Source organism: Pseudomonas sp. NY5710 (assembly GCF_013305665.1).
Classification (GTDB): domain Bacteria; phylum Pseudomonadota; class Gammaproteobacteria; order Pseudomonadales; family Pseudomonadaceae; genus Aquipseudomonas; species Aquipseudomonas juntendi.
Genome location: NZ_CP045554.1, coordinates 4436409 through 4459958, shown reverse-complemented (window position 1 = coordinate 4459958; position 23550 = coordinate 4436409). Strand labels below are relative to the sequence as shown.

The window sequence follows — 23550 nt, the reverse complement described above, 5'->3', positions numbered from 1 at the left end:
TTCATGCCACTGACTCGCTCAGTCATCAAGCTGGCTGGCAACGCAACTTCCACCCCTGGTAGGGCTGGCTAGACTCACCCTCGACATAGAGAGCACATGAAAGTGCCGAGGTGACATGCAATGACCGCAGCCTTGCCCTATCCAGTCCACATCACTTAACCGGGTTACCTCTGATGCCTTTGGCCGAAATTCCATTGTGCGTCTGGCGTACCCGGGGTCAGAGCTTCACATTCCGGGGCCAGAGCATCCGCTACTGGACCGCAGGGCAAGGAGAGCCCCTGCTTCTTTTACACGGCTTCCCCACCGCCAGTTGGGACTGGCATTACCTGTGGGGGCCTTTGACGCAGCGCTTTCGGGTGATTGCCTGCGACATGCTCGGCTTTGGCGATTCGGCCAAACCGGTCGACCACGCCTACAGCCTGATCGAACAAGCCGACCTGCAGCAGGCGCTGCTCGCCCACCTGCAGGTGGACCAACCGGTGCATCTGCTGGCTCACGACTATGGCGGCAGCGTCGCTCAGGAACTGCTGGCGCGGCACCATGAGCAGCGCGCCGAGGTAGCCAGCTGCGTGTTTCTCAACAGTGGCCTGTTCGCCGAAAGCTGCCACCTGCTGCTGATCCAGAAGTTGCTACTGAGCCGCTTCGGCTGGCTGGTGGGCCGCTCCTTCGGGCGTGACGACCTGGTGCGCAACATGACCCAGGTCTATGGCCCCTGCACCCACCCGAGCGAGAGTGCCCTGGACGATTTCTGGAGCCTGATCGCCGCCAACCGCGGTACGCGCGTGCTGCATAAACTGGTGGGCTACCTGCTGGAGCGCCGCCTGCACCGTGAGCGCTGGGTTACGGCCATGCAGTGCCCAGGTGTGCCCCTGCGGCTGATCAACGGCATGGTCGACCCATTGTCCGGCGCGCACATGCTTGAGCGTTACCGGCAACTGGTGCCACAGCCAGACACCGTGCAACTGCAGGGTATAGGCCACTACCCGCACACCGAGGCGCCGGTGCAGGTGCTGCGGCATTACCTGGCCTTTCGTGAGCAACCGCTGAGCTTTTGCAAGGCGAAAGTGGCGTGGTCCTGAGCGGGCCTCATGGCCCGGCGTTATTACCAGGCATTCAGCCTGCGTGAGCTTGATTGTCTGCTTGCCGCCGGCGGCAGACACTCGGCTCACCTGAACCTGCCTGGAGCCCTTGGCATGAGCGAGCCTGTTCTTCTGCAAGATCGTGTGGTGATCGTTACCGGCGCCGGTGGCGGCCTGGGCCGTGCCCACGCGCTGCTGTTCGCCGCGCGCGGGGCCAAGGTGGTGGTCAACGACCTCGGCGTTTCCACCCACGGGGAGGGCGCCAGCGCCAGCGCTGCTGATCGGGTGGTGCAGGAGATTCGCGCCGCCGGGGGCAGCGCGGTTGCCAACCATGACTCGGTCACCCAGGGGGCCCGCATTGTCGAGCAGGCGCTGGATAGCTATGGGCGCGTCGATGTCGTGGTGAACAACGCCGGCATCCTGCGTGACAAGACCTTCCACAAGATGGACGACAGCGACTGGGAGCAGGTTTACCAAGTGCATGTCGAAGGCGCCTACAAAGTTACCCGCGCGGCCTGGCCACACCTGCGTGAGCAGAACTGGGGGCGGGTGATATTCACGGCATCCACCTCTGGCATCTACGGTAATTTTGGCCAGGCCAATTACGGCATGGCCAAACTGGGCCTGTACGGGCTTACCCGTACCTTGGCCATCGAAGGGCGCAAGCACGGCATCCTGGTCAACGCCATTGCCCCAACCGGCGGTACGCGCATGACCGAAGGGCTGATTCCCCCGCAGGTGTTCGAACGGCTCAAGCCGGAGTTGGTCAGCCCCTTGGTGGTGTACCTGGGCAGCGAGCAGTGCCAGGGCAGCGGCGAGCTGTTCGAGGTGGGCGGGGGCTGGATCGGCAAGGTGCGCTGGGAGCGTAGCCTGGGGGTGGGTTTCGACCCGCGCGAAGGCTTCACCCCCGAGCAGGTCGCGCAGCAGTGGGGGCACATTGGTGATTTCGAAGGGGCAGTGCACCCGCAGGACAGCTTGCAGGCACTGCAGCAGATGATGGCCAACCTGCAGAAATACCCGTTGTAAGGCCATTGTAGAAGCGGGTTTACCCGCGAAAGGGGCGGGCCTGCGGGCCAGTTTCTGCCAGGCATTGTGCATTGCCGGCACCATCGTATTCGCGGGTGAACCCGCTCCTACATCGATCGATGATGCCGGCCCGGCCCCGCAGGGCTACCGGCCACCCCCGCCCGTTGTAGGAGCGGGTTCACCCGCGAAAGGGCCAGGCCTGCGGGCCAGTTTCTGCCAGGCATTGTGCATTGCCGGCACCACCGTACTCGCGGGTGAACCCGTTCCTACATCGATCAATGATGCCGGCCCGGCCCCGCAGGGCTGCCGGCCACCCCCGCCCGTTGTAGGAGCGGGTTTACCCGCGAAAGGGCCGGGCCTGCGGGCCAGTTTCTGCCAGGCACTGTGCGTCGCCGGTACCACCGTATTCGCGGGTGAACCCGCTCCTACAGGTGTCGCGTGGCCTTGAGGCTTTGCCGGTGTCCGCGGGCGTCATTATTCAGCGCAAAAAAAAGCCGCTGCAAGCCGCAGCGGCCAATCGAGACGTTAGATCAAGGAGCTTCAAAATCTACGTCAGTGCACCTCGCAGGCCTGAAAGGCGGGGGGGAGAGCCCTTCATGCCGGCCAGTGAGTTAAGAATAAGCGCTTGATCCCGTAGGAAAAATAGCCGCCTGTGACATTCACCTTTACGTTTCGGGCAACAGTTGCGCAGCTGTTCAGGCCGCGGGCGAGTAGCCCATTCGCCAGCTGGTTTCCCGCGTTGCCGCCAGCAACCGCTGTGCCGCCGGGCCATGCTCGTCGGCATGGAAGATGGATGTTGGCCCGACCACGGTCATCACCGCCGCAACCTGCCCCATGGCATTGAATACCGGGGCCGACAATGCATCCACGCCCGGCATCAACAAGCCGTGTACATGGTGCAGGCCACGTTCGCGTATGCCGGCCAGTAGCGCTTGATAATCGTCGGCAGAGTGCTGCAGGGCGGCCAGTTCACGGTCACGCAGGTCCACCGTTTCCCGCTCGGGCAGGTAGGCAGCGAACACCAACCCGGTCGATGAGCTGAGCAGCGGCAGCACCGAACCGATCTGCGTCACCACGGTCACCGCCCGCACCGCGGGCTCGATGCTGACCACGGTCGCGCCCTGGTTACCCCATACGGCGATGAAGCAGCTTTCGTTCAGTTCGTCGCGCAGTTGCGACAGGGGCAGTGCAGCAATTTTCAGCACATCGATGCTGCCCAGCGCCGCCAGCCCCACCCGCAATGCCTCACGCCCCAGGCCGTAATGGTTGGTGGCAGCATCCTGTTCGGCAAACCCGCTGGCGATCAATGCCTGCAGGTAGCGGTGCACTTTGCTCGCCGGCATCTGCACATGCTCGGCCAGGCGTGACAACGAGGTGGAAGGGGACAACTCAGCCAAGGCCTTGAGGATGTCGGTGCCGACCTCCGCAGAGCGGACTTTCTGCTTGCCGTTGTCGGCGGTGGTACTGGCTTTGGCCATGGACAGCTGCTTCCGGATTCTTCAGTCGGGCCTTTATAGCTTGACGCCATGCGCGGGGCAAATTACGTTATTCGTAATCTGATTACGATAAAAACAATGCAGACCCGCTGCCGCCCACCCAGGGCCTGCAGCCAACTGCCCGCAACGGCTCGGCCAGAGCCCGGAGGCATCGATGAATCGCGATCCATCACCCGACCTTCACTACCTCAGCGGCTTCGGCAACGAGTTTGCCAGCGAAGCCCTGCCCGGTGCCTTGCCGGTCGGGCAGAACTCGCCGCAGCAGGCGCCCTACGGGCTGTACGCCGAACTGCTGTCCGGCACCGCGTTCACCATGGCCCGCAGCGAGCTGCGGCGGACTTGGTTGTACCGTATTCGCCCGTCTGCCTTGCACCCACGTTTCGAGCGCCTGGCGCGCCAACCGCTGCAGGGCCCGCTGGGGGGCATCAACCCCAATCGCCTGCGCTGGAGCCCCCAGCCGATTCCCGCCGAACCCACCGACTTCATCGAAGGTTGGCTGCCGATGGTGGCCAACGCCGCGGCAGACAAACCGTGCGGCGTAAGTATCTACATCTACCGCGCAAACCGCTCCATGGAGCGGGTGTTCTTCAACGCCGACGGCGAACTGTTGCTGGTGCCGGAACAGGGGCGCCTGCGCATTGCCACCGAGCTGGGCGTGTTGCAGGTCGAGCCGCTGGAGATTGCGGTGATCCCGCGTGGCATGAAGTTCCGTGTCGAGTTGCTCGACGGCCAGGCTCGCGGCTACATCGCCGAAAACCACGGCGCCCCCTTGCGCCTCCCGGACCTGGGCCCGATCGGCAGCAATGGCCTGGCCAACCCGCGGGATTTCCTCACCCCGGTGGCGCACTACGAGGAAACCACCGGCCCGCAGCAGCTGGTGCAGAAGTTTCTGGGTGAACACTGGGCCTGCGAACTGCAGCATTCGCCGCTGGACGTGGTTGCCTGGCATGGCAGCAACGTGCCCTACAAGTACGACCTGCGCCGCTTCAACACGTTGGGTACGGTCAGTTTCGACCACCCAGACCCGTCGATCTTCACCGTGCTGACGTCGCCGACCAGCGTGCATGGCCTGGCCAACATGGACTTCGTGATCTTCCCGCCGCGCTGGATGGTGGCCGAGAACACCTTCCGCCCACCGTGGTTCCACCGCAACCTGATGAACGAGTTCATGGGCCTGATCCAGGGTGCCTACGATGCCAAGGCCGAGGGCTTCCTGCCGGGTGGGGCGTCGTTGCACGGAGTGATGAGCGCCCATGGGCCCGATGCCGAAACCTGCGAAAAAGCCATTGCCGCCGAGTTGGCCCCGCACAAGGTCGACAACACCATGGCGTTCATGTTCGAGACCAGCCAGGTGCTGCGCCCGAGCGTGCAAGCGCTGCAATGTCCGCAATTGCAGGCCGACTACGATAGTTGCTGGGCCACCTTGCCGAGCACCTTCAACCCGAACCGGAGATAACCCATGAACCACACTGCCATTGCCCGTAGCTGGGTCGAGCACGCCAACGGGCACAGCGACTTCCCGCTGCAGAACCTGCCAATGGGCATCTTCAGCCGGCCAGGTGAAGCCAGGCGCTGTGGCGTGGCCATTGGCGACGCAATCCTCGACCTGGAGGCGGTGCTGGCCGCCGGCCTGTTCGACGGCGAAGCCAAGGCTGCCGTCGAGGCGACCCGGGGTGGGGCACTGAACGCATTCTTCGCATTGGGGCGCAGCGCGCGGGTAGCCCTGCGCGAACGCTTGCAGGCATTGCTGGGTGAACACAGCGAACACCAGGCGGCGCTGAAGCCGGCCCTGCTCAACGCCGGCGACTGCCAGTTGCACGTACCGGCGCAGATCGGTGACTACACCGACTTCTACGTGGGTATCGAGCACGCCAAGAACGTCGGCAAGCTGTTCCGCCCCGATAACCCGTTGCTGCCCAACTACAAGTACGTGCCGATCGGTTATCACGGCCGTGCCTCGACCATCCGCCCCTCGGGTACCGAGGTGCGCCGGCCAAGGGGCCAGACCCTGCCGGCCGGGCACACCGAGCCAAGCTTTGGCCCCTGTGCGCGCCTGGACTACGAACTGGAACTGGGTATCTGGGTCGGCCAGGGCAACGCCATGGGTGAAGCGATTGCGGTAGGTGATGCTGCCGAACACGTGGCCGGCCTGTGCCTGCTCAACGACTGGTCGGCGCGCGACATCCAGGCCTGGGAATACCAGCCGCTGGGGCCGTTCTTGTCGAAAAGCTTCATTACCAGTATTTCGCCGTGGGTGGTCACCGCCGAGGCGCTGGCGCCGTTCCGCTGCGCCCAGCCGGCCCGGCCGCAAGGCGACCCGCAGCCGCTGCCGTACCTGCTGGACGAGCGCGACCAGGCTGCGGGCGCGTTCGATATCGAGCTGGAAGTGCTGTTGCTGACCGCGCGCATGCGTGAGCAGGGCCTTGCCCCGCACCGCCTGACCTTGAGCAACACCCGCAGCATGTACTGGACCGTGGCCCAACTGGTTGCCCACCACAGCGTCAACGGCTGCCAGTTGCAGCCGGGCGACCTGTTCGGTTCGGGCACCCTCTCCGGTGCCACCCCTGGCTCGTACGGCAGCCTGCTGGAAATCACCGAAGGCGGCAAACTGCCGGTGGAGCTGGCCAGTGGCGAGGTGCGCAAGTTCCTCGAAGACGGTGACGAGATCATCCTGCGCGCCCGCTGCCAGCGTGACGGCGTGGCCAGCATCGGCTTCGGCGAATGCCGTGGCACGGTCGTGGCGGCCAACTGAGGGGGCAGGGCATGGAGCTGTACACCTATTACCGTTCCACCTCGTCGTACCGGGTGCGCATCGCGCTGGCACTCAAGGGCCTGGCCTACCAGGCCTTGCCGGTGAACCTGCTGCAAGGTGAACAGCGTGGCGCCAGCTATAGGGCCGTCAACCTGCAGGGCCGCGTGCCAGCCTTGCGCAGTGACGGCGGTCAAGTGCTGGTGCAGTCGCCGGCGATCATCGAGTACCTGGAAGAGGTGTACCCACAGCCCGCCCTGCTGCCGGCCGATGCCGAGCGGCGGGCCAAGGTGCGCGGTGTGGCGGCGATCATTGGTTGCGACATTCACCCGCTGCACAATGTCAGCGTGCTGAACCAGCTGCGCCAGGCCGGTCAGGACGAGGGCCAGGTGAACGCCTGGATTACACACTGGATCAGCCAGGGGCTGGCGGCCGTGGAACAGTTGATTGGCGATGAAGGGTTCTGTTTTGGCGATACGCCGGGGCTGGCCGATGTGTACCTGATTCCGCAGTTGTACGCGGCTGAGCGCTTCGCTGTCGACCTTGGCGGCTACCCGCGCATTCAACGGGTTGCCGCACTGGCCGCCGCGCACCCGGCATTCGCCCAGGCCCACCCGGCCCGGCAGCCAGACACCCCGGCTCAGTGAAGTGAGCGGTTTGCCGCCGGAAGCTTGCCGATCCGCTCGCACAGCTCCAGGCGCTGGACCGGGTCTTCCGTCAGCAGCAGGGCATGCTCCAGGTCGTAGCGTTCGGCTTGGGGGCAGTCCAGGTGTTGGTAAAGCGAGGCGCGGGTCATGTAGTCGGCGACCTGCACCGGCCCTAATTGCATGACCCGTTCGGCGTCGATCAACGCCGCCAGGTGGTTGTCGTTGCTGATATGCAGTTGGCGCAGGTTGCGCGACAGGCGTTGCAACATCTGCTGCGCGCTGGCGGTGCGCAGATGCTCTGCCGTCAGCGGCAGGTCGGGGCCAAACTGGCGTGCCAGCAGATCGCGACAGTCGCTAGGGTACAGGCGCCTGCCGCCACAGGGGTCGAGCAGGTGGTCGGCACCCGGCACGCGCAACAGGAAGTGCCCGGGAAAACCCACGCCCTCCAGCGGTATGCACAAACGCCTGGCCAGCTCGAGGGCGAGGATGGCCAGGGCCAGCGGTTGGCCTCGGCGGCGTTGCAGCACCTTGTCCAGCATGGCGGCATGTGGCCGCAACGGCAGGTATTCGTCTTGCACAAACCCCAGTGCATTGAGTTGGCGCAGCAGAGGCTGTGCCAGTTCACTCAACGGTAGCATGGGCAGGTGGGCACTGATTGCGTGCTGCAGGTCGTGCACGATGGCAAGGCTGGCGGCAGGCGCGACGTTACGGTCGTGCTCGGCGGCAACCCACAATGCAGCTTCCAGCAGGGCGACGGGCTCGCGTTCCAGGCAGGCCAGGCAGGCTTGACGTGGGTTCATGGGGCTTCTCCACACTCGCTTGAGTATTAGCTGCGGTGCCGGGTTTCGTCCAGTGGTCTGGCGGCGGCTGCGAACATGAGGCCGGGCTTATACTGGGTGCAGCACCTGTTGGGGAGCCTGTCGATGTTCGCGCTGATGCAAAGCACCCGTACCCAGTCATTGCACTTGTTCACCGACCCGCCCACGGGCCTGAAAGCGGTGGTGGCGATCCACAGCCAGCAGTTGGGGCCGGCGCTGGGTGGCTGCCGCTACCTGCCGTACGCCGATGACGAAAGCGCCATGGCCGACGCCATCCGCCTGGCCCAGGGCATGAGCTACAAAGCGGCATTGGCGGGCTTGCCTTTGGGGGGCGGCAAGGCGGTGATCTTGCGCAACCCGCATGTGGAAAACCGCGCAGCTTTGTTCGAGGCCTTCGGCCGCTTCGTCGATACCTTGCAAGGGCGTTTCATCATTGCCGTAGACAGTGGCACCTCGACCCTGGACATGGACTGCATCGCCCAGAGCACGCCGCATGTGACCAGTACCACGGCCTCGGGCGATCCCTCACCGCATGCGGCGATGGGGGTATTCGCCGGCATCCGCGCCACGTCCTATGCCCGCTTGGGCAGCTACAACCTCGAAGGCCTGCGCGTAGCGGTGCAAGGGCTGGGTAATGTTGGCTACGCCCTGGCCGAACAACTGCATGCGGCGGGGGCGGAACTGTTGGTGAGCGACCTGGACACAGGGCGGGTACGGCTGGCTGTGGAGCAGCTCGATGCCCACCCGGTTACCCATGATGCGTTGATCAGCACCCCCTGCGACATCTTTGCCCCGTGCGGTGTGGGGCCGGTGCTGAACGGGCAGAGCGTGATGCAACTGCGCTGCGCGGCAGTGGCGGGGGCGGCGAACAACCAGCTGACTACCTTGCAGGTGGCTGACCAGCTGGAGACCCGCGGGATACTGTATGCGCCCGATTACGTGATCAATGCCGGTGGCTTGATTTACGTGGCGCTCACCCACCGTGGCGAAGACCTGGGCACCATCACCTCGCACCTGGCACGCATACCATCGCGCCTGACCGAAGTGTTCGGCCATGCCCAAGCGGAGAAACGCTCGCCGGCGCGGGTGGCGCAGATGTTGGCGGAGCGGTTGTTGTATGGCTGACGGGGTTTATGTGGTATGCACCGGCCTCATCGCTGGCAAGCCAGCTCCCACAGATATCCCATAACCTTCAAGACTTTTGCGTACCTGTGGAAGTCCCCACAGATTTCTCACAACCTTCAAGATTTGCGGTACCTGTGGGAGCTGGCTTGCCAGCGATGAGGCCGGTGCAGGTAATCACTCGGCTGGTTGCCCGTCGAGCAACTCGGCCAACGCATCCGGCTGGCTTTTGAACGCCCGGGCGAACACATCGCGGTTCTTGGCCATGTAGATACCGGCTTCTTCAACCTGCTGCTCGGTCAGCGAAGGCACTGCCTTGTGCAGCACTTCAGCCAGGCGCTCTGCCAGTTCGAGCATTTTGTCGTGACGGTCGGCTTCTGCCTTATCCATGAACAAGCGCTCCGGGTCGCGGCTGCTGCGGTACACCACTTCGACGGCCATTCATCACCTCTGTGCCTTTTTGCTGGTTTGCAATTTACTGTATCTATATACAGTAATGGCAATGTTGGTTGGTTCGCAAGCAGAAATTGTAGTGGGGTGTTTTGCGGGGGCGTCCGGCACAACATCTTTATCGCCTGTGAGATTGAGCGCCGCCCGCGCGGCGCATCGCGACGCAAGGCCGCTCCTACATCTGTTTCGGGCCAGTTATGCCTGTGGGATTTGCGCGCGAACGCCCTGGCGCCCCCCACGATATCGCGTCGTACAGACAAGGCGGTCGCGCGCGTCCGGCACAGGCAATACTGGCCCGAAACAAGCGTAGGAGCGGGTTTACCCGCGAAGCGCCGCGCGGGCGGCGCTCGATCTCCCAGGCGCTGAAAAGGCTGCGGCGAACCCCTGCCAGCCCTCCTGCAACCTAGAGCCAAACCCTCACTGCTTCATCCCCAGCTCGGCATCATCCATCAGCGCCTTGGCCATCGCACTCAAGTAATGCGCAGCCCATATCATCATCGGCTTCCCATCCATCAACCCGGTGATGGTCAATTCGCGCACATACCCCATCAACTCCGAAGACTGTTCGCGGGCATCCCTGCACGGGATACCGGGCTCGATGCGGAATAGCGGGTGGGTGCCGTTTTCGCCCTGGTAGAAAGTGGTCTTGCCGACGGTGAACTGGGTGTCTTCTGTGGTCATTGGTCAGTCCCCTGATGTGCCTTTGATGCCTGGTCTGGCCGCATCGCTGGCAAGCCAGCTTCCACAGTTGCTGCGCGAAGGGTTTCTTCGAGAGGATGGGGTGGGTCGGGGATAAGTTTCAGCATGCTTTGGTATCCATTTCTTGGGCCGCTCCCCACTTGCTGTCAAACACGTGGGTGGCAGCTGTGCATAGGTTGACAGACCGGCGGATACCAGAACCGGCGCACGCGAACGTGCCCCATGCACAGCCACCATAATGGACCAAGCTATGCGAAGTATCTCGTCGCGGCCTGTCAAAGCCGATCGCTGATATGCAGCGACCCACCGACATTAGAGCGCTGCCAAAACGGCCGCAACGGAAAACAAACGGCAAGAGTATCTTTGGGAAATGCCCTACAAGGAAGGGCTTAAATCTGATTTTTCGCTGGCGCAATGCCATTTCATTTTCTGCAGCGCGCCATGCCACAAAGTGCCTTGCGGCAATCGGCCGCCTTCCCATGGCAGGGGCCTGGCCCTTTAACTGCATGGCAGAAACGTCACACCCGTGGCGCATCATCCTTGAAAGTCGTAGTGGGGAATGAAACATCGTGAACATCAAATGGGCAGAAAAACTGCGCAAGGGCCTGCACGGCTCGGCCGACTCGCTGGGCAACCTGTGCGTCGAAGCCTTCCATTACCTTGCCCTGTTCGGCATCGGCGCCATCACCGCCTATGCGGCGGTGGTCACCTTCCTGGACATGCTCGGCAAGGGCGGGATCAGCGTCGATGACATCCTGCTGCTGTTCATCTACCTGGAGCTGGGGGCCATGGTCGGGATCTACTTCAAGACCAACCATATGCCCATCCGCTTCCTCTTGTACGTGGCAATCACCGCGCTCACCCGCCTGCTGATCGGCGATGTTTCGCACCACAAGGCGCCGGATGAGGGGCTGCTGTACCTGTGCGGGGGCATTCTGCTGCTGGCGTTCTCGATCCTGGTAGTGCGCTACGCCTCGTATCGCTACCCCTCGACCAAGGTGCTGGATGCCAACGGCAAGCAGGTGGAAGAGGGCAAGTAGCCCTCAATTGGCCAAGAACGCACGGGGCTCGTGACGGGCGTCGCGGGTCAGCGCGGCCAGCACCTGCAAGGGGTTCTGGCCCAGCTCGATGGCCAGGCCCAGGCGTATGCTGTCGATCACCCGCTGCAGGCGCACCGGTTCGTTGCGCTGGGCTCGGGTGATCAGGCGCTTGGCAACCACGCCAGCGTCATCGGAAAGGGTCAGCATGATGCTGCCGTCAAGGTTGGCAATGCTCAGGTTGACCCGGTATTCGGGGGCGAAGGCGGCGCTGATCTGCTCGAATGGATTGTTCATGCCTGAAGCCTGCAAAGATGGACTGCAGAAATTGACCGGCCCGCACCCGGTTCGTTCAAGTAGGGCAATTGGCCATTAGCGCAACTACACTCCTTGCATCGCAGCCGCGACGCATGGCCAATGGCCGGCAAAGGAGTGCCCGTGCTTCCCTCATCCGCTGCCCGCCAGCGTGGCGCAATCGGCCTCATGGCCGTGGTTACGCTGGGCCTGGCGCTGTTGTTCATGCTGCTGGTGATCGACAGCGGCCGGTTGTACCTGGAGCAGCGCAAGCTGCAACGCATTGCCGACATGGCCGCGCTGGAGGCGGCCGGCCAGTATGCCGTTTGCACCGGCAGCGGGCCGCAGGCCACCGTGGTCGCCCGGGCGGCCGCCACCCGCAACGGCCATGCGCCCGGCAACCCGCTGGCGGCCAGCTGCGGCTACTTGCAGACCGGCGCCAACAGCCTGCGCACCTTCACCACGGACAACAACCGCACCGAGGCGATCCGGGTGGATGTGAGCAACACGGTCCCCACCAGCGTCGCGGCGGGGGTGTATAGCCTGGCACAGGGCACAGGGGTGCCGCTGACCACCACCTTGCACGCCCATGCGGTAGCTTCGTCGCCTGTTCCACCGCAGGCCATGCTGAGTATCCGAACCACCCTGGCCACCGTCGATTCGCGACAGTCGGTGTTGCTCAATGCCCTGCTTGGTGCCTTGGGCGGTAACGTGCAGCTTGATGTGGCCGGTTGGCAAGGCATTGCCAGCACCCAGCTCAACGTGCTGCGCTACCTGGACCAACTGGCCATCGACCTCAACCTCAAGGCCGGTGACTATCGGCAACTGCTCAGCGCCGATGCTACCGCTACGCAACTGCTGCAGGCGGCGGTGAAAGTACTGCAGCAGAGCGGCGCGGCCGCCAACGTCGTGACCAACCTGGGTAAGCTGGCACTGGGCGCCAGCAACAGCACCTTGCTGCAGCTGGGCGATTTGCTCGATATCCAGAACGGCACCACGCAGGCCGGGCTGGATGCCAGCATCCAGTTGCTGCAACTGGTGCAGGGCGTTATCCAGCTGGCGGTCAGTGAAAGTGCGGCAACGGTGGACTTGCCGGTCAGCGTGCTGGGGCTGGTCAATGGCCGTGTCCGCCTTAAAGTGATCGAGCCGCAGCAGATTTCTGCGGTGGGTGACCCGCGCACCGATGAATTGCGGGTACATACCGCGCAGGTGCGGGCGATGATTTCGCTCGACCTGCCGCTGCTCGACTCGGTGTTCGGCTTGCTCAACGCGGTACTCGACCTGGTCGGGCCGATCACCAATGTGCTCAACAACCTGCTGAGCCTGAACCTCGCCAGTACCTTGCAATCGGTACTGTGCCTGGTCGGCGTGCCGTGCACTGTCACCGATATCATCCTGGTCCCAGACAAGCTGTCGCTGGATATCGGCCTTGAGGTGGCGGAAGCGACCACGCGCCTCGACCCGCAAGCGCCAGGCACCTTCAGTTGTTCACCCAAGCGCCTTGTCACGCAGGCGCAAAGCTCGGCGGCCAAGGTTGCGGTGGGGCGTTTCGAGTCCAGCAATGCGTTCTTCATCAGCGGCACCACGGTGGTCAAAGCATTGCCGTTGGTGGACATCGGCACCAAGCGGTGTACCCAGTTGCTGGGCATTGGCACTTGCCAGGCGCGTGTTCCTTTCGCCGCTGGCGGGCTGGGCGTGCGGGTCAACAGCAAGATCTTGGGCAGCGGGGCCGTCGAGCGCCCACTGGTGTTCCAGGCGCCCGACAGCGTGCCGCCCAACATCGGCCTCAGCCCTGCCTACCAGAGCATGCAAACCGCCAACAGCACGGTCGTCGGCAGCCTGGCCGAGACCTTGCAGGGCATACAGCTGGAAGCCTACAAACCCACCGTGAACAGCGGCCTTGGCGATGTGCTGGTGCTGGTTGGCAACGTGCTCGGCACGGTCAAAGGTATCGTCGAGCCCTTGATCAGGAACCTGCTCAGCCCGTTGCTCGACCCGCTGCTCAACGTGCTGCTCAAGGCCCTTGGCATCGACCTGGTCAACGCCGAGGTCGGCGCCAACCTCACCTGTGCCAACCGCGCTCAGTTGGCTTTGTAGATCGGCAACCACACTTCAAAGCAGGCGCCTTCGTTGCGGTTGTGCACCGCCAGCCTGCCGCCCATGGCATCGACGATGCCGTGGCTCACCGACAAACCGAGCCCGGTGCCGACCCCTGCTGGCTTGGTGGTGAAGAACGGCTCGAAAATGCGCTCGAGCAGGCGCGGGTCGATACCGCCGGCGTTATCTTCCACCAGCAGGCACAACTGCCCGTGCTCGATGCGCTGGCCTACGCGGATGTGTGGGTGGGCAACACGCCGTTCCAGCAAAGCGTCCCGCGCATTGACCACCAGGTTGATCAGCACCTGCTCAAGCTGGTCCTGATGGCCAAGCACGCGCGGGCACCGCTCGGGTGCCTCGATGGCCAGCGTTACGCCTTTGCCGCACAAACCCTCGGCCAGCAGCCCCTGCGCACCGAGCACCGCCACCCAGGCGGCGAACACCTGCTGTTCGACCTCGGACCGCCGCCCATGGGTGCGCAGATGCTCGACCAGGCGAATGGCGCGCTCCAGCTGGTTGTCGATGCGCTGCAGCTTGCCTGTGAGGTACGGAACATCGGCGGCACCGCTTTCCAGGCGTTTCAGCCCGTTGACCACCGCCAGGCGCATGGTGGTCAACGGCTGGTTGATCTCATGCACCAGCCCCGTTGCCAGTTCGCCCAAGGTGGCCATCTTGGCTGCCTGCAGCAGTTGCTGCTGGCTATGGCGCACTGCCGTGTTGTCGCGGGCAACTGCCTGGATCTCCACCAGTTGCCCGTGCTCATCGAACAGGCCACGCTCGGCCCACACCCACCAGGCGTTGCGGCGCCCCGGTAATTGCAGGCAGACCTCGGCACTGCTCAACGGCTGCTGCGGGCTCAGCGTGGCGAGGCGCTGCACGAAGGCCGTGCGTTGGCTATCGCTCATCCACTGGCCCAGGTTCATTTCGCCGAGTTGCTGTGGCGGGCACTCCAGCAGCTCGGCCAGAGGCCGATTGCCGAACAGCAATTGCAGCGCAGGCGTGTACCGGCAGATCAGCGCGGGCGAGTCTTCCACCAGCGCCCGGTAGCGCTCCTCGCTCTGGCGCACCCGTTCGGCAGCCTCGGTGGCCTCGCTTACATCCAGCCACAGCCCCACGACCTCGACCGGTTGCCCCAGGTCGTCACGTAGCAGGCGGGCCTCGTCCAGTATCCAGTGATAGCCGCCGCGCTCATCACGCAAGCGGTAGCGGCTGCGAACCTGGCCGTCGCGCAGTAGCGTGCGCGTACGTTCCAGCCATAGCGTACGGTCGTCCGGGTGCACCGCCTGGCCGGGCTGTTGGGCCAATTCACCGTCTTTGGGCCAGCCCAGTAGCGGGGCCAGGCTGGCGCTGAAAAAGTCACTGTGCAGCGCCCCGTCGGCGTAGCGCTGGATATAGATCACCGCTGGCGAGCTGGCGATCAGGTTTTCCAGCCGGGCGCGGGCCGCCCCGGCCTGTAGCTCCTGGGCTTTCAAGGCGCTGATATCGAGCACGAAGCCCTGAACCTGGCGGCCGCGCAGCTGGCCGACCCACTGCAGCCAGCGTGGGGCTGCCAGGTCGTCGGCGGGCAACAGGCGCAGGTTCAGGTTCAAGGCGATGCCGTCGCGCAGTTGCGCCAGCGCCATGCGTGCAGCTTCGCGGTCGGCCGGGTGCAATCGGCCGAACCATTGTTCGCAGGTGGCATCGCGCGGCAGCCCCAGGCGTGATGCCAGGGCCGGGTCGAATGCCAGTGGCCCCTGCAAGGGCCATGACCACCAGCCAGCGCCCAGTTGCTGTTGCAGTTCATCCAGGTGGCAGGCGCGCTGCTGCAGCTGCAGCTGGCGCAGGCGGCTGAGCAGCGGTTCGACCAGCGCGGGCAGCAGGGTAGCCTGCGCTTGGGTTGTGGGTGGCCTGGGTGCCCCGGCACACAGTAACCAGGCCTGAACACAGTGGCCGTGCTGGTAGGGCAGGGCGACCAGCGGCAGGCCGGCAGCCGACGACTGCAGCAGCGGGTGCTCGGCCGCCAGCTGCCGAGCGGCGGCTGGCAACGTATGCAGCCAGGCACGCAGGCGCTCGTCGTCGGCCCAAGGCCAAACGGCATCGCTGCTGGCGTAGCTGTACCAGCCGCCGTCACCTGGCAGCAGCAGGCGCAGGGCCCCCGCCTGCCAGTGCTCGGCCAGGTGTTGCAGTTGAGCGGTTGTGGTCGGCAGCAGGTGCTGTTCGTCGCAGTCACGCATGGCGCGGCCAAGCGCCAAGGCCAGATGGTGCTGCGCCAGGTCATGGGCGTGTTTTTCGCGCTCACCCAGCAGGTCGCCGATATCGAACACCTGCAGCAGCCACCCGTCAGCCTGGCGCAGGAGCCAGCCGCGCGTATGCAGAGCAGTGCCGTGCACGGTCACGAAGTCCAGGTCCAGCGGCTGCCCCTGCCAGTCCGCCGGGGCGCCTTCGAGTACCAGCCAGCTATGCCGTTGCAGGTAGTCATGCACCCGCGCGGCGTGGTGCGGGCTTGCCGGCAGCAGCGTGCGCAGCGGCCCGGCCAGGCGCAGCACGTGGCCTTGATCATCCAGCCACAATTGCAACCCGGTGGCTGGAGGGTGCTGTTCAACCGGCAGCGGAGCCTGGCCGCCGAGCCAGCGCTCGAACAGGCCGTTCACAGTTGCAGGCTCGCTTCGGCACGCAGCCGGTCGGGTAGGCGCGGTACCTCGCCAATCAACGGCAGCACCAGCATAGGCAGCACATAGGTGAGTTTTGCCTTGGGATAATCGATGGCTACTGTCAGCAGCTTATCGGCGCCCAAGGTAACCTGTGCGTCGCTGGCCGGCTGGAAGTCGAAGGCAGCCGGCAGCCACTGCAACTGCTGGCTGATGACCTGGCGGGCCAGGTTCTGCACATCGCGGGTGTAGCTGGGGCTGTCCGGGTCCAGTGCCACGCAGCGGCGCACCGCCTCGGCGCTGGCCTGGTTGAACGATTGCAGCATGAGCATGGGCAGGGAATAGCTGACAAGGCCGTAGAACACGGCGAAGAAGATCATGAACACCGCCGCGAACTCGATGGCTGCTGCACCGTGCTGCCGTTTTGCCGGGCCTGCTTTCATGATTGCGTCTACCCTGACCATGTGTCCTGAACAACAGCATAGAACCGATCGACGAACAGGGATGGCCAATTGCCCATGCACAGCTTTGCATTGCTGGTCTGGCTAGCGTTGTGCGCCGGGCAGGATGCCCGCGAACGGCAGATAGCCAATGTACTGACGCTGGGTGCCGCAACCCTTGCGCTGGCCTGGTTGCTGGCCACAGGGTGCAGTTGGCTCGGTGCCCAGGGCAGTGATGCGGCGCTGGCGTTGTTCATCGTGCTGCTGCTCACGCTGCCGGGCTACGCGCTGGGGCAGTTCGGGGCCGGTGACGTCAAGCTGCTCGGTGCGTTGGCGCTGGCCAGCAGCGTTGCTCACGTGCTGGTCACTTTCATTGCTGCGGGGGTGGTGCTGGTGGCCTGGCAACTGGTTCGCCGAGGTGCGCGACAGCCGCGGCAAAAAAGGCCGTTCGCGCCCTGTCTGCTGGCAGGCTTTGCCGTCTCACTGGCCTGCCTGGGCTGAGCGTTGACGGCACGGCAAGCCCCCGCTAATTGTTGCGCTCGGTCATCTTGGTCCAGCGGTAGAAGTCGGGGATCTCGTACTTGTAGGTATCCAGCCAGCGCTGCATGGACTGGTCGCGTTCCCGTGCCGTTTGTACCTGCAGGTGGCGCGAGGCCTGTGCGCCGCTGGACTGCACGCGCAGCAGCCGCTCGGTGGCCGTTTCATCCTGAGGGCTCGGGCGCGGGTATTGCTCGGCGTGCAGCGCCGCGCTACCCATGCAGCAGGCCAGCACCATCATGTACCTGATCATGTTCACCTCCCAGTTTCAATTGACCATCGGCTGCGATGCCTGGGCCGAGGCGACCGGGCCTCGGCCACCGGCCTTGATCTGCCCGGCCCGCGCCTTGGCCGCGGCAAACTGCCGGGGCTCAAGCTGCAAGCGGCCGACCAGGTCGGTCGCCTGCTGCCAGTTGTCCTGGAGCAGCGCCAAGGTCACCAGGTTGACCGCAGGCAGGGGGTTGTCGTCTTTCAGCTCGATGGCCGTCAGCAACTCGAAACGAGCCTGCTCATAGCGCCCCAGGTTCATCAGGACCACGCCCAGGTCATTGCGTACGCGTTCATCGGTAGGCGCCAGGCGTACAGCACGCTGCAGGTTCTGCAAGGCCTGGATGTCGTCGCCACGTGCCGCGGCCAGTTGGCCCAGGCCATGCTCGCCTTCGGCAGCCAGGCAGCCGCCCAGCAGGCTGCGGTACAAGGGTTCGGCCTCGCCAAGGCCAAGCAGCCGGGACACTTTGGCCTTGCGCAGGCGCACCTGGTCGAGGTCGTCCGGCAGTTGCTGCAGGTGCGCAAGGCTGGCATGCGGGCGGCCGTCATTGAGCATTTCGTCCGCCAGGTTCAGGGCCAGTTGCTGGTCGGCGTCCGGCTTGCCGCAGCCGGAGGCAGTGAACAACGAGCGCAGGTCTTGCGGCTGTTGCCCAGCGCAGCCGCTCAGCAACACCAGGCATGCGCACAACACGACTGTCTTCATCCAGCTTTCCTCAGGGGCTCAACGCCCGCGCCAATGCAGAGAAGCCTGGCCCGGCAAGCACGATCAGCAGGGCCGGGAACAGGAATACCATCATTACCGCCGACATTTTTGCCGACATCATCGACACCCGTTCTTGCAGGCGGGTCAGGCGGCGGTCATCGAGCAAGGCTTTCAGGGCCAGCAACGACTTCATTGCGCCGCTGCCCTGGGCCAGCAACTGGCGCAGGATCACGCACGTGTCGGTGAATTCGTCCACCGCCAGCACCTGGGCGGCCTTCTCCAGCTCCGGGCCCAGCCCCAGCCCCGAATCCACCCGCTGCAATACCTGGCGCAGTTCTTCGCTGATGTTCGGGACCAGCGTTCGCCCTTCCTGGCTCAGCAGGCGCAGTGCCTGTTCAACCGCCAGCCCGGTTTCGAACAGAATTCGCAGCATGGGGATCATCAGGCCTACCTCTGCGGCAATGCGCTGTTGGCGCCGGGCAGCAGCCAGGGCCAGCAGGCGCTTAGGCAGCAGGTAACCGGCGCCCAGGGCACACAATGGCCAGACCACCCAATGGGCGGCGGCAGCGCCTTTGAAGCCTTGCTGCAACAGCAGGGTCAGCACCACCGCCAGCAGTGGCAGGCCCAGTTGCACGGCGGCGAACAGCGCGCGCTGGCGGCTGCGACGCCAGCCGATGCGCTCGAGCAGGGCCTGGCTTTCACCGTCGAACTTCTGTAGCCGCTGCCCCCAGGGGCTACTCCCCAGCCAGTGCAGCCAGCCCTCCAGGCGCTCGGCACGGGCCAGGCGCCCCTGTAGCCTTCGCCCCACCAGCACCCGGGCCCGCCATTGGCGAATGGCCTGCTGGGCAAACAGGCCGGCGGCGATCAGCAGGCACAGGGCGCAGATCAGCATGGCCATGTTCACAAGCTCCTCATCATGCGCCACAACACCAGGCAGCCGAGTACCTGCAAGGCGAAGGCCAGCAACAGCATCAGTTGGCCGCTGCTGTCACGCCACATGGCCAGCAGGTAGTGGGGGTTGGCCATCAGGAAGTAACCGACCATCGCCAGTGGCAACGCCCCGAGAATGATGGCCGTGATGCGCGTTTCGCCGGTCATGGCCTTGAGCTGGCGGGCCCCTTGCTCGCGCTCGCGGATCAGCTTGATGAGGTTCTCCATCAGTTCGCTGGCGTTGCCGCCATGGCGCTGGTTGATGCGCAAGCCCAGGGCGAACAGCCGCAATTCGTCTTGCTGGTGCAACTCGGCCAGTTCGGTCATGGCGTCCTCCAGCGGCACGCCCAGTTGCACATTGCGCCGGACCCTCGCCAGCGTAGTGCGCAGTGGCTCGCGGCTGCTGTCGATAGCGCCCAGTACCGCGTCATTGAGCGTGCGCCCGGCCTTGAGGCTGCGCACGCTGTAGTCCAGCAGGCCGGGCAGTTGCTCGACGACGTGCCGCATGTGCCGGCGGCTCTGCCAGCTGATGAGCAGGTAGGCAATGGCCGGCAGGCCGGTCAGCAGCATCAGCGCAGCGACCCAGCCAAGCGCGACCAGCGCCAACAGCACCAGCCCCAGCCAGGCCAGCAGCCAGCGCTGGGGGTGCAGCTCGACAGTCGTCAAACCGGCGCGTTGTAGCAGCGGGTCGAGCCAACTGCGCCGTGCCGCACCGTTGCGCACAATGCTGAACGCGCGCCCAAGGCGTTGCAGGATGCGCTCTTCGTGCCGCTTGTACAGGCCGCGGCGCAACAGCAGCAGGGCCAGGCCCAGCAACAGCGGGCACAGCGCCAGCAGCAGCGGGCCGGTCACAGCAGGCCCTCTGCCTTGAGCTTGCTGCCGGCCGGGTGGAGCGCCTCGCGCAGGAAGCTGTCACCGCCCCGGCGGTCCAGGCGGAACAAGGTGTTGGTGACGTACACCTCATCGCGCACGCCCACCACCTCCAGCACTTCGCTGACGCAGCGTCGGCCATCGGGCAGGCGGGTCAGCTGGATCACCACGTCCAGCGCTGCACAGACCATTTGCCGCAAGGTCTTTTCGGCAACTTGCCGGCCACTCAGGCCGACCAGTGTCTCCAGGCGCAAGAGTGCGTCCGGTGCGCTGTTGGCGTGCACGGTACTCATCGAGCCATCATGGCCCGTGTTCATTGCGGTCAGCACATCGAGCACTTCGCTGCCGCGGATTTCGCCGAGGATAATGCGGTCCGGGCGCATGCGCAGGGCGTTGCGGATCAGCTCGCTGGCCTTGATCTCACCGTGCCCTTCGGCATTGGGCGGGCGGGTTTCCAGGCGCACCACATGGGGGTGGTGCAGTTGCAGTTCGGCAACGTCTTCGATGGTGACCAGGCGCTCGCGAGGGGCGATCATCTGGCTGAGGATGTTCAGCAGGGTGGTCTTGCCGGTGCCGGTGCCGCCGCTGACCAGAATGTTGCAGCGCTTGCCCACGGCGCGTTCGAAAAAGTCGAAGATAGGCTGGTCGATAGCACGGGTGGCCAGCAGGTCGGCACTCTTGAGCATGTCCTGGCGGAATTTGCGGATCGACAGGCACGGGCCGTCCAGCGCCACGGGCGGAATGATGGCATTGACCCTACTGCCGTCGGGCATGCGTGCGTCGACCATGGGCGAGGACTCGTCCAGGCGTCGCCCGAGCGGGGCGAGGATGCGTTGCATCACCCGCTCTACATGGTGGGCGTCGATGAACCGCAGGTCGGTCTGCTGCAACAGGCCGGCCCGCTCGACGAACACCCGATGGGGGCCATTGACCAGAATTTCGGTGACGCTGGGGTCACGCAGCAATACTTCCAGCGGGCCGAAGCCGGTCAACTCGTCCACCAGCTCTTCGGCCAGCCGCTCCATTTCATACCGCGACAGCGCCAGGCGCAGGCGCGCAACGTAGTCACCAACCTGCTCCAGCACGAACTGGGTCAGCGCCGGCCGTGCGCCTTCCAGCAGGTTGCGGCCGCTGTCCTCGATGGCATCGATGGCAAAGCGGTGCAGTGCGCGCTTGAGCGCGTAGGGGTCGCCCGCGGTCGGTTGCGGGCCACCAAACGGTTGATCGTTGTTCATTTGCTGCCCCAAAGCCGGCGCAGCCAGGTGACGGCCGGCGGTGCGAGGTTTTCCGAGCGCCGGGCCAGGCGTTCGCCCAGGCTGCGCAAGGCTTGCGTAAGCGGCTCACGGGGGGCCAGTTCGAACAGGCTCAGGCCCTGGTTTTTCACGTTCAGGCGCACTTCAGGGCTGTAGGGTAGGGCCCTGAGCAAAGGCAGCGCGTAGCGTTTGGCCAAGGTGTCGGCGTCGGGGGCAACCTTGCTCAGGTAGCGGTCCACCAACAGGCTGGCGTGTTCCAGCTTGATGCCGTGATCACGCCACAGGTCGAGCACCTCCAGGTTGCGCCGGCACTCAAGAATGTTCTGGTCGGTGTAGATGATCAGTTTGTCGCAGTGGCTGACCAACGTGCGCAGGGCTTCGCTGTCGGCATGCCCGGCGAGGTTGACGATAATGTGCTGGAAGTGCTGGCGCAGGGCGCTGAGCAGCATGTACAACTCGGCAGCGCTGGTGTGTTGCAGCGGCTCGTCGGTTTCGGCATAGGTCAGCAGGCGCAGGCCTGTGTTGTCGCGGGTAAATGCGCTGTCGATCAGTGTGGTGTCGAGGCGGCGCAGGTGGCGCAGGGCGTCACTGAAGTAGAACGACGCCTCCAAGCCCAGCAGCGCCAGGCTGTCGCCACGCGGCAGGCCTAGGTCCAGCAGCAGGGTTTGCTGGCCGCTCTGCTGCACCACACGGGCAAGGTGGGTGGTGAGCAAGGCGCCGTCGGCACCGCTTTGCACCCCGAACAGCACCGTCAGCCCGCCCAGGCTGGGGTTGCTGGCCACCGCTGGCATGCGTTTGCCCAGGCGCCGCACCAGCCCGGCCACTTCGCTGGCGCGCGAGCCATAGGCGACGAAGTCGCGGGCGCCAGCGCGCATGGCATGCAGCACCAGCTGGTTATCCAGGCCATCGCCGAGGGCGACGATCGCCAGCATTGGCTTGGCCTCCAGCACGCCCTCGATCAAGGCGCACTGGTTGATCAGTTGCTCGCGGTCCAGGCCGATGAACATCAGGTTGCTGAAGGTGGCATTGACCAGGGCCAGCAGCTCGTCGAGGCTGCCACCGTTGGCGCCGATCACCTGGCCTTGCGGTGCCAAGGCGCCCTGCAGCCAGTGCAGGTCCTCTTCGGTGCGGGTGATGGCGAGGAAGGTCGGGTTCAGGCTCTCGTTCATTGCGACAGCCCGCCCTTGCCATCGAAGTTGCCGTTCTCCAGGAAGAACAGGCGGCCCCAGCTGGGGTCGTAGTTACGCAGGTGCTCGCCCGGCAAGGGCGGCAGCTTTGCATTGACCGCCAACGGTTGCACCAGGTGCGGGGTGACGATCATCAGCAGTTCGGTTTCGTCGCGGCGCATGGTCGAATTGCGGAAGAACGCCCCCAGTATCGGCAGGCTGCCCAGGCCGGGTAGCCGGTCTACCGCTGAACGGGTGTTGTTGCTGACCAGGCCGCTGATGATGAAGCTTTCGCCATCGGCCAGGGCGATGCTGGTGTCGGTGCGCCGTACCGTCAGCCCCGGGACCTGAGTACCGGCGATGGTCACCACGTTGCTGTAGTCCAGCTCGCTGACTTCGGGGGCAACCTTGAGGGTGATCCGGCCTTGGCTGATGACCGTCGGGGTCAGTGCCAGGCGCACGCCGAACTCCTTGTACTCGATCGAGACGTTGTCACTGCCGGCACTGGGCACCGGGATCGGAATTTCGCCACCGGCCAGGAAGCTGGCTGTCTGGCCACTGAGCACGGTCAGGCTCGGGCGCGCCAGGGTGTAGGCGAAACCGCTGTTCTCCAAGGCATTGATCATGGCCAGGAAGCGGCTGCTGCCACCGCCCCAAACGATGTTGAAAACGGTGTCATCAAGGGGGATCGCGGGATTCACGACAGGAACAGAACCGGGCGTTACGCTGGTATTGGGCACGGTACCTGGCGAGCCAATCAGGCTATTGTTCGAACCCTTGAAAAACAGCCGTGCTCCTGCCTCCTTATATTTGCTGCGGCGTACTTCGACAAACCGGATATCGGCTTGCACCTGGCTGGGCAGTTGCGTGTCCTGCGACGGCAGGAAGCTGTCCTGGGCCATATCGGCGCTGGCCCGCCCGCGGACGAACACCATCGCCCTGTGCGGTGACGGCGCGCAGGCTGTCCACATCATCAGGCTGGTATTGCCCTGGCCCACTGCGGTAATCACCACACCGCGCTCACCGCTGGCCTGGACATCGGCCACCTTCGGCTCGCCGACCGCAACCCGCTCGATCGCCACCGGCAAGCGCAGCTCCTGCTGCAGGCCCTGGTCGATCTCGATGATCGCAGGCAGTTGGCCGAACGCTTCGCAGCCTTTGGGTGCCGCCTGCGCCTGGGGCAACAGCGCGGCCAGCAGCCCGGTCCAACATGCTTGTCTGAAGAAGGAACTTCGCATCACTG

Annotated in this window: 23 protein-coding genes; 9 read left to right on the top strand and 14 right to left on the bottom strand. The window is 64.7% G+C overall.

The features are described 5' to 3' along the window. The first annotated feature begins 173 nt into the window (after positions 1–173). Together GEV39_RS20570 and GEV39_RS20565 are read left to right on the top strand one after the other, a co-directional pair. A complete protein-coding gene (locus GEV39_RS20570) occupies positions 174–1079 on the top strand; it encodes an alpha/beta fold hydrolase (RefSeq protein ID WP_173891040.1) in 906 nt (301 codons plus the stop codon). A 114-nt stretch (positions 1080–1193) separates the two neighbouring features. After that, positions 1194–2105 (top strand): SDR family oxidoreductase, encoded by a 912-nt coding sequence (locus GEV39_RS20565; protein WP_173891039.1) that lies wholly within the window; start codon positions 1194–1196, stop codon positions 2103–2105. 695 nt (positions 2106–2800) lie between these two features. Here the strand turns inward: GEV39_RS20565 and GEV39_RS20560 are convergent. After that, entirely contained in the window at positions 2801–3583 is a 783-nt protein-coding gene (locus GEV39_RS20560; RefSeq protein ID WP_125855325.1) for an IclR family transcriptional regulator, read from the bottom strand. Between the two features lie 172 nt (positions 3584–3755). On the opposite strand from GEV39_RS20560, the gene hmgA reads away from it, so the two are divergent. From hmgA to maiA, 3 genes are read left to right on the top strand one after another with little or no spacing between them, the layout of a single operon-like run. Beyond that, complete coding sequence (hmgA, locus tag GEV39_RS20555) at positions 3756–5057, top strand: homogentisate 1,2-dioxygenase (protein ID WP_173891038.1); 1302 nt, start codon at positions 3756–3758, stop codon at positions 5055–5057. 3 nt (positions 5058–5060) lie between these two features. Beyond that, positions 5061–6353 carry a fumarylacetoacetase gene (gene fahA / locus GEV39_RS20550; protein WP_173891037.1) on the top strand — a complete coding sequence of 431 codons (1293 nt, stop codon included), beginning with the start codon at positions 5061–5063 and terminating at the stop codon, positions 6351–6353. An 11-nt stretch (positions 6354–6364) separates the two neighbouring features. Further along, positions 6365–6997, top strand: a complete 633-nt coding sequence (gene maiA, locus GEV39_RS20545) for a maleylacetoacetate isomerase (protein ID WP_173891036.1) — start codon at positions 6365–6367, stop codon at positions 6995–6997. On the opposite strand, the gene GEV39_RS20540 is transcribed toward maiA, so the two are convergent. Then, positions 6991–7797: a SirB1 family protein gene (locus GEV39_RS20540; protein ID WP_173891035.1), complete on the bottom strand. Its 807-nt coding sequence runs from the start codon at positions 7795–7797 to the stop codon at positions 6991–6993. The two genes, maiA and GEV39_RS20540, sit on opposite strands and share 7 nt — an antisense overlap. Before the next feature lie 123 nt (positions 7798–7920). On the opposite strand from GEV39_RS20540, the gene GEV39_RS20535 reads away from it, so the two are divergent. After that, positions 7921–8940 (top strand): Leu/Phe/Val dehydrogenase, encoded by a 1020-nt coding sequence (locus tag GEV39_RS20535; protein ID WP_173891034.1) that lies wholly within the window; start codon positions 7921–7923, stop codon positions 8938–8940. Between the two features lie 174 nt (positions 8941–9114). On the opposite strand, the gene GEV39_RS20530 is transcribed toward GEV39_RS20535, so the two are convergent. Together GEV39_RS20530 and GEV39_RS20525 are read right to left on the bottom strand one after the other, a co-directional pair. Next, positions 9115–9378: a YebG family protein gene (locus GEV39_RS20530; RefSeq protein WP_029886905.1), complete on the bottom strand. Its 264-nt coding sequence runs from the start codon at positions 9376–9378 to the stop codon at positions 9115–9117. Between the two features lie 426 nt (positions 9379–9804). Then, positions 9805–10068 (bottom strand): DUF3077 domain-containing protein, encoded by a 264-nt coding sequence (locus tag GEV39_RS20525; RefSeq protein WP_009681699.1) that lies wholly within the window; start codon positions 10066–10068, stop codon positions 9805–9807. A gap of 587 nt (positions 10069–10655) precedes the next feature. Between GEV39_RS20525 and GEV39_RS20520 the strand changes: the two genes are divergently transcribed. Continuing rightward, on the top strand, positions 10656–11126 hold the full coding sequence (locus GEV39_RS20520; RefSeq protein ID WP_009681701.1) for a phosphate-starvation-inducible protein PsiE: 471 nt from the start codon (positions 10656–10658) through the stop codon (positions 11124–11126). Between the two features lie 3 nt (positions 11127–11129). Here GEV39_RS20520 and GEV39_RS20515 read toward each other — a convergent pair whose 3' ends face one another. Beyond that, positions 11130–11420 (bottom strand): DUF3509 domain-containing protein, encoded by a 291-nt coding sequence (locus GEV39_RS20515; RefSeq protein ID WP_173891033.1) that lies wholly within the window; start codon positions 11418–11420, stop codon positions 11130–11132. A gap of 141 nt (positions 11421–11561) precedes the next feature. Between GEV39_RS20515 and GEV39_RS20510 the strand changes: the two genes are divergently transcribed. Beyond that, positions 11562–13514, top strand: a complete 1953-nt coding sequence (locus tag GEV39_RS20510; protein WP_249414292.1) for a pilus assembly protein TadG-related protein — start codon at positions 11562–11564, stop codon at positions 13512–13514. On the opposite strand, the gene GEV39_RS20505 is transcribed toward GEV39_RS20510, so the two are convergent. Continuing rightward, positions 13499–16144 (bottom strand): PAS domain-containing sensor histidine kinase, encoded by a 2646-nt coding sequence (locus GEV39_RS20505; RefSeq protein WP_173891032.1) that lies wholly within the window; start codon positions 16142–16144, stop codon positions 13499–13501. The genes GEV39_RS20510 and GEV39_RS20505 overlap by 16 nt on opposite strands. Next, positions 16141–16584, bottom strand: a complete 444-nt coding sequence (locus GEV39_RS20500; protein ID WP_173891031.1) for a TadE/TadG family type IV pilus assembly protein — start codon at positions 16582–16584, stop codon at positions 16141–16143. The genes GEV39_RS20505 and GEV39_RS20500 overlap by 4 nt, the downstream gene beginning before the upstream one ends. A gap of 75 nt (positions 16585–16659) precedes the next feature. Here GEV39_RS20500 and GEV39_RS20495 point away from each other — a divergent pair, with 75 nt between their 5' ends. Beyond that, complete coding sequence (locus GEV39_RS20495; protein WP_173891030.1) at positions 16660–17082, top strand: prepilin peptidase; 423 nt, start codon at positions 16660–16662, stop codon at positions 17080–17082. Between the two features lie 25 nt (positions 17083–17107). Here the strand turns inward: GEV39_RS20495 and GEV39_RS20490 are convergent, their stop codons facing one another. Genes GEV39_RS20490 through GEV39_RS20460 form a run of 7 tightly spaced genes read right to left on the bottom strand, consistent with a single transcriptional unit; the run spans position 17108 to position 23545 of the window. Continuing rightward, positions 17108–17371 carry a DUF3613 domain-containing protein gene (locus tag GEV39_RS20490; protein ID WP_009685010.1) on the bottom strand — a complete coding sequence of 88 codons (264 nt, stop codon included), beginning with the start codon at positions 17369–17371 and terminating at the stop codon, positions 17108–17110. Between the two features lie 15 nt (positions 17372–17386). Beyond that, positions 17387–18088, bottom strand: a complete 702-nt coding sequence (locus tag GEV39_RS20485) for a tetratricopeptide repeat protein (protein ID WP_173891029.1) — start codon at positions 18086–18088, stop codon at positions 17387–17389. Between the two features lie 10 nt (positions 18089–18098). Continuing rightward, complete coding sequence (locus tag GEV39_RS20480; protein ID WP_173891028.1) at positions 18099–18986, bottom strand: type II secretion system F family protein; 888 nt, start codon at positions 18984–18986, stop codon at positions 18099–18101. A gap of 2 nt (positions 18987–18988) precedes the next feature. After that, complete coding sequence (locus tag GEV39_RS20475) at positions 18989–19870, bottom strand: type II secretion system F family protein (RefSeq protein WP_173891027.1); 882 nt, start codon at positions 19868–19870, stop codon at positions 18989–18991. After that, a complete protein-coding gene (locus GEV39_RS20470) occupies positions 19867–21123 on the bottom strand; it encodes a TadA family conjugal transfer-associated ATPase (RefSeq protein WP_173891026.1) in 1257 nt (418 codons plus the stop codon). Before GEV39_RS20470 ends, GEV39_RS20475 begins: the two co-directional genes overlap by 4 nt. Then, a complete protein-coding gene (locus GEV39_RS20465) occupies positions 21120–22310 on the bottom strand; it encodes a CpaE/TadZ family protein (protein WP_173891025.1) in 1191 nt (396 codons plus the stop codon). The genes GEV39_RS20470 and GEV39_RS20465 overlap by 4 nt, the downstream gene beginning before the upstream one ends. Beyond that, positions 22307–23545: a type II and III secretion system protein family protein gene (locus tag GEV39_RS20460; RefSeq protein ID WP_173891024.1), complete on the bottom strand. Its 1239-nt coding sequence runs from the start codon at positions 23543–23545 to the stop codon at positions 22307–22309. Before GEV39_RS20460 ends, GEV39_RS20465 begins: the two co-directional genes overlap by 4 nt. Positions 23546–23550 lie beyond the last annotated feature (5 nt).